Annotated in this window: 6 protein-coding genes and 1 pseudogene; 2 read left to right on the top strand and 5 right to left on the bottom strand. The window is 72.0% G+C overall.

The window, feature by feature from the left end:
* Positions 1 to 45 precede the first annotated feature (45 nt).
* The gene (locus ACIP84_RS03555) at positions 46 to 675 is read right to left on the bottom strand and encodes a GntR family transcriptional regulator (RefSeq protein ID WP_401795647.1); all 630 of its coding nucleotides are present in this window, start codon (positions 673 to 675) and stop codon (positions 46 to 48) included.
* 342 nt (positions 676 to 1,017) lie between these two features.
* On the opposite strand from ACIP84_RS03555, the gene ACIP84_RS03550 reads away from it, so the two are divergent.
* The gene (locus ACIP84_RS03550; protein ID WP_401794003.1) at positions 1,018 to 2,769 is read left to right on the top strand and encodes a BCCT family transporter; all 1,752 of its coding nucleotides are present in this window, start codon (positions 1,018 to 1,020) and stop codon (positions 2,767 to 2,769) included.
* A gap of 13 nt (positions 2,770 to 2,782) precedes the next feature.
* Here ACIP84_RS03550 and ACIP84_RS03545 read toward each other — a convergent pair whose 3' ends face one another.
* From ACIP84_RS03545 to ACIP84_RS03535, 3 genes are all read right to left on the bottom strand, one after another.
* Positions 2,783 to 4,069 carry an ABC transporter permease subunit gene (locus tag ACIP84_RS03545; protein ID WP_355962858.1) on the bottom strand — a complete coding sequence of 429 codons (1,287 nt, stop codon included), beginning with the start codon at positions 4,067 to 4,069 and terminating at the stop codon, positions 2,783 to 2,785.
* Positions 4,066 to 4,848 carry an ATP-binding cassette domain-containing protein gene (locus ACIP84_RS03540; protein ID WP_401794000.1) on the bottom strand — a complete coding sequence of 261 codons (783 nt, stop codon included), beginning with the start codon at positions 4,846 to 4,848 and terminating at the stop codon, positions 4,066 to 4,068. The genes ACIP84_RS03545 and ACIP84_RS03540 overlap by 4 nt, the downstream gene beginning before the upstream one ends.
* 112 nt (positions 4,849 to 4,960) lie before the next feature.
* Entirely contained in the window at positions 4,961 to 6,049 is a 1,089-nt protein-coding gene (locus ACIP84_RS03535; protein WP_355962862.1) for a substrate-binding domain-containing protein, read from the bottom strand.
* Positions 6,050 to 6,324: 275 nt separating this feature from the next.
* Here ACIP84_RS03535 and ACIP84_RS03530 point away from each other — a divergent pair.
* Positions 6,325 to 6,744: pseudogene (locus ACIP84_RS03530) on the top strand (ankyrin repeat domain-containing protein); the annotation flags it as partial.
* 431 nt (positions 6,745 to 7,175) lie between these two features.
* Here ACIP84_RS03530 and ACIP84_RS03525 read toward each other — a convergent pair.
* Positions 7,176 to 11,297 carry a molybdopterin-dependent oxidoreductase gene (locus ACIP84_RS03525; RefSeq protein WP_401795644.1) on the bottom strand — a complete coding sequence of 1,374 codons (4,122 nt, stop codon included), beginning with the start codon at positions 11,295 to 11,297 and terminating at the stop codon, positions 7,176 to 7,178.
* Between the last annotated feature and the right edge of the window lie 259 nt (positions 11,298 to 11,556).

The following is an 11,556-nucleotide window of genomic DNA, read 5'->3' as shown; positions in this document are numbered from 1 at the left end:
GCATCCTGGTATACGAATGGTGGGCGACGTTCGGCCGCCTCACCCTCAGGCCTCGCCGAAGAGGGACCGCAGTGCCACAGCCCTGCTGTCCCGCACGTGCAGCAGCGTGCTCGCCGCGGCGGCCTCCGCGTCCCCCGCGGCGATGTGCCGGTACATCTCGGCGTGCTGGGCCCGCATGTGCGCGGGCTCCTCGCGCAGGCCGAACACGAGCCGCAGCTGCCAGCTCAGCTGCTCCATCGTGCGGGCGAGGAGAGGGTTGCCCGACATGGCCACCATGCTCTCGTGGAACGCCGTGTGGGCGGCCACCTCGCGGGTCGCCTCGTCCGCGGCGGCCGCCGACTCGGCCTGGCGCAGGGCCGCTTCGAGGGTGGCGAGTCCCTCGGTGTCGCCCGCCGCGCGGGCCCGGGCCGCGAGCCGGGAGGCCTGGACCGTGAGCGGCTCCCAGACCTCGTACAGATGCTCCACGTCGGCGCGTTCCAGGCGCCGGACGCGTACGCCGCTGTGCGGGAGCAGTTCCAGGAGCCCCTCGGTGACCAGGGCGCGCAGCGCCTCGCGCACCGGCACGCGCGACATGCCGAGTTCCTCCGCGACCTCGCGCTCGACGAGGCGGGCGCCCTGGGCGTACCGCCGGTCCACGATCCGCTGAAGGACCGCCTCACGCGCGCGCGTGCTCAGCGGGGCCGGGGCCGGTGCGGCGGTGGAGGCGGTTCTGGGGGTGGCCGCCGAGCCCGTTCCCGTATCCGGTCCGGGGCTCGCGCTCGCCGGCCCGTCGCCCGTGGCCGTCGAGTCGGTCCGTCGTCCGTCCGTCACGCGCCCCGCCCTCTTCCCTGCTCCGCCGTGCTGTCCGTCCCCCGTTCGGGGTGCCCGGGGCGAGGATACGTCGGCCCGCCGACGGCCACCCGTCAAGCCGTCGGGGTCTGTTGGTCCGCACTGTTCGGCTCCGGCTGTGGTACTGCCTTACAGAGACATCGTCAGGTTTGTGTTGAAATACCGCTTTGCCGGTGAAAGGTGTCATCTGTGTCGCAGGAAGATCAGGAGCCGGACGGTCGCCCCACAGGCGCCGAGCGGGGCGAGCGGGGTGAACGGGGCGAACGGGCCGGGCTGCCGGTGACGGCCGACCTTCCGGGCCGCCCCGAACACCACCATCGCGCCCGTACCGACCGGATCGTGTTCGGTGTCACCGCCGTCCTCACCGTGGCGTTCGTCGTCTGGGGCGCCACGGCCACGGACAGCCTGGAGAGCGCGTCGAGCGACCTCCTCGACGGGCTCATCCGCAACGGCGGCTGGGCGTTCATGCTGGCCGCGTCCGGCTTCGTCGTCTTCGCGCTCTGGCTGGCCATCAGCCGCTACGGCCGGATCACACTCGGCCAGGAGAGCGAGGGGCCGGAGTTCCGGACGGTGTCATGGATCGCCATGATGTTCAGCGCCGGTATGGGGATCGGCCTGATGTTCTACGGGGTGAGCGAGCCGCTCGCCCACTACGGCACCCCGCCGCCCGGCACCGACCCCGCGGACTCGGCCGAGCGCATGCAGACCGCCATGGCCACCACGCTCTTCCACTGGACGCTTCACCCGTGGGCGATCTACGCGGTCGTCGGCCTCGCCATCGCGTACTCCACGTTCCGGCGGCGGCGCCGGCAGACCATCAGCGCCGTGTTCGTCCCGCTGATCGGTGAGAAGGCGGCGTACGGCGGGCCCGGGCGGGTCATCGACATCCTGGCCATCTTCGCCACGCTGTTCGGCTCCGCGGCCTCGCTCGGTCTGGGCGCGCTCCAGATCGGGAGCGGCTTCGAGGAACTGGGCTGGATGGAGAAGACCGGCACCGGGCTCCTCGTCGCCATCATCGCCGTACTGACCGTCGCCTTCGTCTTCTCCGCCGTGTCCGGTGTGGAGAAGGGCATCCAGTGGCTCTCCAACATCAACATGGTGCTCGCCGGGGTCCTCGCCCTGTTCGTGTTCATCGCGGGCCCCACCATCATCGTGCTCGACCTGCTGCCCACCTCCATCGCCGCCTACATCGACGACCTGCCGCAGCTCGCCGGCCGTACGGAGGCGACCAGCGGTGCGGAGATCCATGACTGGCTGGGCAGTTGGACCGTCTTCTACTGGGCCTGGTGGATCTCCTGGACGCCCTTCGTCGGCATGTTCATCGCCCGGATCAGCCGGGGCCGCACCATCCGCCAGTTCGTCGGCGGCGTCATCCTGGTGCCCAGCACCGTCAGCCTGGTGTGGTTCGCCATCTTCGGCGGTACGGCGATGAAGCTCAGGGAACAGGGCGATCTGGCCGGCGAGTCGACGCCGGAGGGGCAACTCTTCGGTGTGCTCCAGGAGTTCCCCCTCACCGGCACCATGAGCCTGCTCGTGATGATCCTCGTCGGGATCTTCTTCGTGTCGGGCGCGGACGCCGCCTCGATCGTCATGGGCACGCTCTCCCAGCGCGGCGCCTTCGAACCCACTCGCCCCGTGGTGGTGTTCTGGGGAGTCGTGACCGGCGCGGTCGCCGCCATCATGCTCCTCATCGGCGACGGTCAGGGCGACGCCCTCGCGGGCCTGCAGAACCTCACGATCCTGGTGGCGGCACCGTTCGTCCTGGTGATGATCGGCATGTGCGTGGCTCTGATGCGGGACCTCCGCAAGGACCCGCTGATCGTCCGCGGCGAGGTGGGCATGGAGGTCGTCGAACTCGCCGTGATCGCCGGCCACGAGCAGTACGACGGCGACTTCGAGCTGAGGATCGGCCCCGGCACCCAGGACACCGACGGGCCCTGAACCACCCGGCCGGTCACGCCCTGCCCGCCGCCTTCTGGGTGCGGCGGGACAGGGAGTCCACGACCACGGCGGCCAGCAGGACCGAGCCCGTGATCATGAACTGGACGGCGTTGCTCACGCCCATGATGTTCATGCCGGACTGGATGGAGCCGATCACCAGCGCGCCGAGCAGCGCCGACCAGACGGTGCCGCGGCCGCCGAACAGGCTCGTACCGCCGATGACGGCCGCCGCGATCACGTTCATCAGGAGGTTGCCGCCGCCGGAGGTCTGGCTCGCGGACTGGATCTGCCCGGCGAGGAAGATGCCGCCGATCGCCGCCATGGTCCCGGCGATCGAGAACACGGACATCCGGACGAACGGCACGCTGATGCCCGCCCTGCGCGCGCCCTCGATGTTGCCGCCCACCGCGAAGATCCGGCGGCCGTACGTCGTGCGCCGGAGCACGAAGTCCAGCAGCACCAGCACGATCAGGAAGATCAGCAGGGCCAGCGGCAGCCCCTGGTACTGGTTCAGGATGTACGCCGTGGCGAAGGCCAGGGCCGCGATCACGACGGTCCGCAGGACGATCTCGGCGATCGGACGGAACGGCACCCGGGCCTTCCTGCGGCGCCCGGCGTCAAGCAGCGAGGCCGTCAGGAACAGCCCGACCCCGACGGCCGCCGCCACATACGCGGCCGCCGGGCTGTGGTAGATCGTCGAGTACAGCTTGGACACGATGCTCTCGCTCGGGATGTTCACCGTGCCGCTGCTGCCCAGCACCTGGAGCATGAGTCCGTTCCAGGCGAGGTTGCCCGCCAGGGTCACCACGAACGCCGGTACGCCGACTTTCGCGAAGAAGAACCCCTGGATGAGCCCGACGGCGGCGCCGCCGGCGATGGCGACGAGCAGCGCGAGCCACTCGTTCATGCCGTTCAGGACGTTGAGCACGGCGAAGATCGCGGCGCACAGGCCGCTGACCGAGCCCACGGAGAGGTCGATCTCGCCGAGCAGCAGGACGAAGACGATCCCGACCGCGATCATGCCCGTGCCGACGATCTGCTGGCTGAGGTCGGACAGGTTCTGGGCCGAGAGGAACGTGCTGTTCAGGCTGCCGAAGACCGTCCAGATGATGATGACGGCGAGCACGACGGGCAGCGAACCCAGTTCGCCGCTGCGCATCTTGCGCCGGAACTCGTCCAGATAGCCCTTGACGCCCTCCTCGCGGACGAGGAGACGGGTGTCGACGGCGGGCACGGCACCGGGTGCCGGTTCCTGGCCGGCGTCGGCACCGGAGGGATCGCGGCCTCGGTCGCGCCTCATCGCTCCTCCTCCTGCTCCCGCTTACGGGCCTGGCGGCGGGTGACCGCGCTGTCGCTGGCCCCCGTGATCGCGGAGATGATCTCTTCCGTGGTCGTCGAGCGCTTCTCGAAGAAGCCGTTGTTCCGGCCGAGGCGCATCACCGCGATCCGGTCGGCGACCGCCATCACGTCCACCATGTTGTGGCTGATCAGGATGGTGCCGAGGCCCTGCTCGCGGAGCCGCTCGACCAGGTCGAGGACCTCGGCCGTCTGCTCCACGCCCAGGGCGGCGGTGGGCTCGTCCAGGATGACGACCTTCGGCGCGCCGATCAGCGAGCGGGCGATCGCCACCGTCTGGCGCTGTCCGCCGGAGAGGGAGGCGACGGGGATGCGGACGCTCGGGATGCGGATGGACAGGGTGTCGAGCAGCTCGCGCGCACGCTGGTCCATGCGGACCTCGTCGAGCACGCCGAAGCGCCGCAGCTCCCTGCCGAGGAACAGGTTGGCGACCACGTCGAGGTTGTCGCAGAGCGCCAGGTCCTGGTAGACGGTCGCGATTCCGAGGTTCTGGGCGTCGTGCGGCCGGCTGATGGCGACCGGCTTCCCCTCCCAGGTGATGACACCCTCGTCGGGCGGGTTCACCCCGGCGATCGACTTGACGGCGGTCGACTTGCCGGCGCCGTTGTCGCCGACCAGCGCGACCACCTCACCGGGGTGGACGTCCAGGTCGAAGTCCTTCAGCGCCTGGACCGCGCCGAACCGCTTGGAGACCCCCCGCAGTGAGAGCACGGGATCCGGCAAAGGAACCGCCTCCTCCGCTCGCCCGCTCGCGCGGGTCCGGGCCACGCCGGGACGGCGGTCGCCCGGGCGGGACGTCCCGGGCGGAGGCGCCCGGGACGGAAACGCCGTGCCGCTACTGGAGACCGGCCTCCTTGCAGGCAGCGGCGTACGTCGGGGTGCAGATCTCCTGGACCGTGTACAGGCCGTCCTTCACGACGGTGTCCTTGATGTTGGTCTTGTCGACCACGACCGGCGTGAGCAGGTTGGCAGGGACCTTCTGGCCACTGCCGCTGGTGACGGTGGTGGGTACCAGATCGGACGGCAGGGCCTTGCCCTCGGCGAAGTCGACCGCCATCGTGGCCGCGATGTCCGCCTCCGGCTTGTACGGCTTCATGACGGTGATCGTCTGGGTGCCGAGCAGGATCCGCTGGATCGCGTCGAGCTGGGCGTCCTGGCCGGTCAGCGGCACGTTGATGCCCGCCGCCTTCAGGGCGGTGGCGATACCGGCCGCCAGCCCGTCGTTGGCCGAGTAGACGCCGACGATGTTGTCCTTGCCCAGGGCGCTGATCGCACCGGACATCTGCTGGTTGGCGTTGTTCGGGTCCCAGTTCGGTGTGTCGTACTCCTTGCCGATCTTCACCTTGCCGTCCAGGACCGAGTGCGCGCCGGCCTTGAACTCCGCCGCGTTCGGGTCGGTCGGCGACCCGTTGTGCATCACGATCTGGCCGCTCCCGGCCTTGTCGCCCAGCGCGTCGAGGAGCGCCTGGCCCTGCAGCTCACCCACCTTGCGGTTGTCGTACGAGACGTACGAGTCGACCGGGCCCTGTGCGAGCCGGTCGTACGCGACGACCTTCACGCCCGCGTCATGGGCCTTCTGCACGGAGGACTGGATCGACTTGGCGTCCACGGCGTCCAGGATCAGGACCTTGTCGCCCTTCGCGAGCGCGGTGTTCACCTGTTGCTGCTGGGTGGTGGCGCTCTCGGCGGCGTTGTAGTAGTCGATCTGCGCGTCGGGCGCCAGTTCCTTGATCTTGGCCTCGATGTACGGCCGGTCGAACTTCTCGTACCGCGTGGTCTTGCTCTCCGGCAGCAGCAGGCCGATCTTCACGTCCTGGCGCGCCGACTCCTCGCCCGGCTGGACGGCCCCGCTGGTCGCCACGGCGCCCAGGCAGAGGGCGGTGGCTCCGGCCAGGGCTATCGCGCCCCGCAATGTACGGGTCATGGGAGGCTCCTTCCGTACTCCGCCTTCCCGCCATTGAAGACTGCGGGACGCAGGAGGCACATGTGGCCTATATATCGACATTAGCGTCAAGCTGAGGACCGGCAAGCGGGTGAACCGGCTCCGACCGGGCTCCCGTACCACCCCGGACGCGGGATCGCAGGTCGGGCCGGTACGCGTCGTCCCCCGACGAAGCCGTGCAGGTCAGGGCCCGCCCGCGCGCCCCCTCTTCGGGCCCGGTCCGTGCGCCCGCGTCCCCGGTGCGGCACCCTGGCGGCATGCCGAATCCGCGTACGATCCGCTCCCTGGACCCGGTGGCCGTCGCCGTCACCGAGGCCATCGTCACGGGCGACCTCGACGCCCTGCGCGGGCTGCTCGCCGAGCATCCCGGCCTGGCCGGCGCCCGGGTCGTCGAGGACCGGGAGGGCCGCGGGCCCGGCGGCCGCAGCCTGCTGCACCTCGCCACCGACTGGCCCGGCCACAGGCCGCGCGGCCCGGAGACCGTCGCCGTCCTGGTCGGAGCCGGCGCCGACCCGGACGCCCGCTTCACCGGAGCCCACCGGGAGACACCCCTGCACTGGGCGGCGAGCAACGACGACGTCCCGATGATCGACGCGCTCGTCGCCGCCGGAGCCGACATCGAGGCCGACGGAGCGGTCATCGCCGGCGGAACGCCGCTGACCGACGCCCGCGCCTTCGGGCAGTGGCGCGCGGCCTGTCGGCTGCTCGAACTCGGCGCCCGGCCCACCTTCCAGGACGCCGCGACCCTCGGTCTCCTCGACCAGGTCGAGGTCCGCCTCAGCGCCGACCCCGGGCCCTCGCCGGAGGAGATCGACCAGGCGTTCTGGGGCGCCTGCCAGGGCGGCCGGCTCGCCGTCGCCGTACGACTCCGGGAATCCGGCGCGGACATCGACCGGATCGGCTGGGACGACCGCACCCCGCTCGACGTCGCCCGGGCCGAGAAGGCGAACGAGGTCGTCGCGTGGCTGACGACCGGGGGGCGCGGACGGCGGCGGAGTGCCGGGCTGCCGACGGCGGGTGAGCCCGTTCGTCTCCCCGGCCGTGGGCGGCGGTCGGCGCCTCGGTACGGGCCTCGGTTCGCGTCTCGGTACGCGTCTCGGTACGGGCCTCAGTACACGTCTCGTACGTACCGCTTGTCGGCGGCCAGCTGCTTGACGTACACCCCCGCCGACTCCTCGTCGAGCCCGCCGTGCGTCATGGCGACGTCGCGCAGGGCGCGGTCGACGTCCTTCGCCATCCGGGCCCCGTCACCGCAGACGTAGAAGTGCGCGCCGGACTGCAGCCACGACCACAGCTGCGGCCCGTGTTCCCGCATCCGGTCCTGGACGTAGACCTTGGCGCGCTGGTCGCGCGAGAAGGCCGTGTCGAGGCGGTCGAGGGTGCCGTCGTCGAGGAGGGCGGTGAGCTCCTCCTCGTAGTGGAAGTCCGTGGCGCGGTGCTGCTCGCCGAAGAAGAGCCAGTTCGGGGCCCGGTGGCCGAGCGCCCGGCGCTCGTCGAGGAACCCGAGGAACGGCGCCACACCCGTACCCGGCCCCACCATCACCATCGGGGTCGAGGGGTCGGCGGGCGGCCGGAAGTGCGGCGCGCGCCGGACGTGTACGCGGACTCGGGCGCCGGGTTCGGCATCGGCGAGGAACGGCGAGCAGACACCCTTCCGGGGGCGACCGCGACGGTTCTCGTAGCGGACCACGGAGACGGTCAGGGAGACCTGATGGGGGTCGGTGAGCGGACTGGAGGAGATCGAGTACAGGCGCGGCTGGAGGCGGCCCAGGAGCGTGGCCCACTCCTGCGCCGAGGCGCGCACGGGGTGCGCCGCGAGCACGTCCACGGCCTGCCGGCCCCACGTCCACTGCGCGAGCCCGTCCTTGTTGTCGGGCCGCAGGAGCCGCTTGAGGTCGCGGTCGCCGGTCCGCTCGGTGACGAAGCCCAGGAGCGCGGGCGTGACCCGGGTGATGTCGAGGTGGCGGCGGAGGGCCTCGCCGAAGGGCACCGGGCCGCGGCCGGGCAGGTCCACGGGGGAGTCCGCGTCGAGACCGGTGACGGCCAGCCATTCGGCCACGAGTTCCGGGCAGTTGACGGGATGGACGCCGAGCGCGTCGCCGCTCTCGTACCCGAGCGGCACCTCGTTCTCCCGGGTGTCGAAGGTGAACCGCCGGACCTCCTTGCCCGCGCCCGGCAGGCTGAGCAGCCGGTTGCCGACGAGCCGTGCGGGGGCGGTGACCGGGCCGGAGCGACGGGCCGGGGCGGGTGTGGGGGAGGAGGCGGGAGAGGAGGCGGGAGAGGACACGGAGACGGCCGGGCGGCCCGGGGCGCGGGCCGTGGGCCGTGCCTCCGGCTCGTCGGACAGCCCGGCCATGACCTGGTCGAGCCAGGCGAGGGCGGAGGTCTCGTAGTCCGGTTCGCAGTCGGCACGGGGTGCCAGGCGGACGCCCCCGAGTTCGTCCAGGCGCTGGTCCAGGCGTCGCCCGTGCCCGCAGAAGTCGCCGTACGAGGAGTCCCCGAGGGCGAGTACGGCATAGCGGCGACCGTCGAGGCGGGGGGTGTCGGCCGAGGCCAGCGCGTCCCAGAAACCGGAGCCGTTGTCCGGCGCGTCCCCGTCCCCGAACGTGCTCGTGATCAGCAGCAGGTCGGCGGCCGGCGGCAGCGCCGTGAGGTCGGTCTGGTCCATGCCCGCGAGCGCGGCCCGATGTCCCGCGGACAGGAGCCGCTCGGCGGTGGCGGCCGCGAAGTCCTCGGCGTTGCCGGTCTGTGAGGCCCACAGCACGACGACCTCGCGGCCCGCCGTCCCCGCGCCGCCGACCGGGGCGGTCTCCGGCGCGCGGGAGTACAGGCCGGCCAGCACCCCGTTCACCCACTGCGCGTGATCCTCCCGGAAAGGCGCGCCGGGCGGCAGGACGGGCACTCCGGGAGCGCCCGACTCCAGTCCCGCGAGGAAGCCGACGAGATACTGCCGCTCCTCGGCGGAGAGGACGGGCGGCGGGGTGGGTTCGAGACCGAGGGCGGCCGCGGGACCGGGCGGCGGGCCGCCGCCCGGGATGACCAGCTGCGGGACCACGGAGACTACGGGGGCTACGGGGGCCACGGGGGCCACGGGGGCCTGCGCGGCCGGCGTCGGGGCCGCAGCGACCGTCCGCGCCGGGACCGCCGCCTTCGTCAGGGCGACCGCGCAGACCTTAAGTTCGGGCTGGAAGGAGAGCGGATCGACGGCGTCGTTGGTGACGGCGTTGACGCACAGGTCCTCGCCGAACAGGTCGTTCCAGTGGAACGGCGCGAAGCAACTCCCCGGCGCCACCCGGTCGGTGACCTCGGCGGGCAGCACGGCCTTCCCCCGCCGCGAGGCGATCTCCACGGGGTCGCCCGCCACGACGCCGAGCCGCGTGGCGTCCTCGGGGTGCAGTTCGACGAACGGCGCCGGGTCGAGCCTGTTGAGCCTGGGGACCTTTCCGGTCTTGGTGAGGGTGTGCCACTGGTGCTGCAGACGCCCGGTGTTGAGAACGAACGGGTAGGCGTCGTCGGGCATCTCGGCGGGGTCGATGTGCGGCCGGGCATGGAAGACGGCCCGGCCGCCGGCCGTCGGGAAGACGGGGCCCGCCCTCCGCCCGTCGCCGTCCCCCGCCACGTACCGGATCGGGTTCCGCGCCGGACCTCCGCGCGCGGCGGGCCACTGGACGGGGGTGGCGCGCAGGCGCTCGTACGACACCCCGCTCAGGTCGTAGCCGGTCCGGGGGTTCCCGGCGCGCTTGATCTCCTCGAAGACCTCCTCGGCGCTGTCGTACGAGAACGCCTTCTCGTACCCCATCGCGCACGCGACACGGGCGATGATCCGCCAGTCGGCGAGCGCCTCCCCAGGCGGGTCGACGGCCGGCCGGGTGAGGGTGAGGCTGCGCTCACTGTTGATCAGTACGCCCTCGGTCTCGGCCCACAGGGCGGCGGGCAGGACGACGTCCGCGTACGCGTTGGTCTCGGTGTCGGCGAACGCGTCCTGGGTGATGACGAGTTCGGCGGCCCGCAGGCCCTCGACGACGGTGGCGCGGTTGCCGACGGAGGCGACCGGGTTGGTGCAGATGATCCAGCAGGCCTTGATCCCGCCGTCCGCCATGCGCCGGAAGAGGTCGACGGTGCCCTGCCCGGATCCGTCCTCGCGGATCGTGCCGGGCGGGAGGCCCCAGAGGTCCTCGGTGAAGGCCCGGTCCTGGGCGACCAGGACCGAGCGCTGGCCGGGGAGGCCGGGGCCCATGTAGCCCATCTCGCGGCCGCCCATCGCGTTGGGCTGCCCGGTCAGGGAGAAGGGGCCCGATCCGGGGCGGCAGATCGCTCCGGTCGCCAGGTGCAGGTTGACCAGGGCGTTGGTGTTCCAGGTGCCGTGGGTGGACTGGTTGAGGCCCATGGTCCAGCAGCTGGTCCATTCGCCCGCCGTGCCGATCCACTCGGCGGCGGTACGGAGGTCGGCCTCGGGTATCCCGGTGAGCCGGGCGACGGCGGCGGGCGGGTAGTCGGCGAGGAACGGCGGCATCGCCTCCCAGCCCTCGGTGTGCGCGGCCACGAAGGCGGGGTCGGTGTGGCCGTTCTCGTGCAGCAGGTGCAGAAGTCCGTTGAGCAGCGCGAGGTCGGTGCCGGGCCTGATCCGCAGGAAGAGGTCGGCCTTGTCGGCGGTGGCGGTGCGGCGGGGGTCGACGACGATCAGCTTCGCCCCGGCCTTGACCCGCTCCATCATGCGGAGGAAGAGGACGGGGTGGCAGTCGGCCATGTTGGAGCCGATGACGAGGAAGACATCGGCCCGGTCGAGGTCGTCGTACGAGCCGGGCGGGCCGTCGGCGCCGAGGGACAGCTTGTAGCCGGTGCCGGCGCTCGCCATGCAGAGCCGCGAGTTGGACTCGATCTGGTTGGTGCGGATGAAACCCTTGGCGAGCTTGTTGGCGAGGTACTGGGCCTCCAGGCTCATCTGCCCGGAGACGTAGAGCGCGAAGGCGTCCGGCCCGTGCCCGTCCACGATCGCGCGCAGCCGGCGGCCGGTCTCGGCGAGGGTCCGGTCGGTGTCGGCCGGGACGGGATCGGCCCCGCGCTCCTCCCGTACGAGTGCCGAGGCCAGGCGTCCGGGGGCGGCCAGCAGATCGGCGGTGGTGGCGCCCTTGGTGCACAGGCGCCCCCGGTTCGCAGGGTGGTCCCTGTCGCCCGTCGCCTTCAGGACGGTACGGCGCCCGTCGGGCCCGGCACCGACGTCGAGGACCATGCCGCACCCCACGCCGCAGTACGAGCAGACGGTCCGCACCCGGTCGGGCGTACCGGCCGTTCCGGCCGTTCCGGCCCGGGGGGTCGGCGTGTCCTGTCGCGTCACCGGGGCGCCTCTCTGTGGAACCGTTCGAGCCCCGACCGTACGGAACGACCGTTACACCTGTGTCACTCCGGCGGATCTTGGTCCGTAACACCGGTCACACAGCGGCGTCGGGCGTGCTGTGAGAACCGGGGGTACGCGCGCGTGGTGCGCGGCG

It is taken from the genome of Streptomyces sp. NPDC088707 (genome assembly GCF_044752725.1).
Taxonomy (GTDB): Bacteria; Actinomycetota; Actinomycetes; order Streptomycetales; family Streptomycetaceae; genus Streptomyces.
The sequence above is the reverse complement of the archived record's forward strand: the minus strand, read 5'-3'. Positions and strand labels throughout refer to the sequence as shown.

What these genes read in the sequence shown, in the direction of transcription:
- ACIP84_RS03545 (WP_355962858.1), bottom strand. Translation starts at nt 4,069, where the DNA reads ATGAGGCGCGACCGAGGCCGCGATCCCTCCGGTGCCGACGCCGGCCAG.
- ACIP84_RS03535 (WP_355962862.1), bottom strand. Translation starts at nt 6,049, where the DNA reads ATGACCCGTACATTGCGGGGCGCGATAGCCCTGGCCGGAGCCACCGCC.
- ACIP84_RS03525 (WP_401795644.1), bottom strand. Translation starts at nt 11,297, where the DNA reads ATGGTCCTCGACGTCGGTGCCGGGCCCGACGGGCGCCGTACCGTCCTG.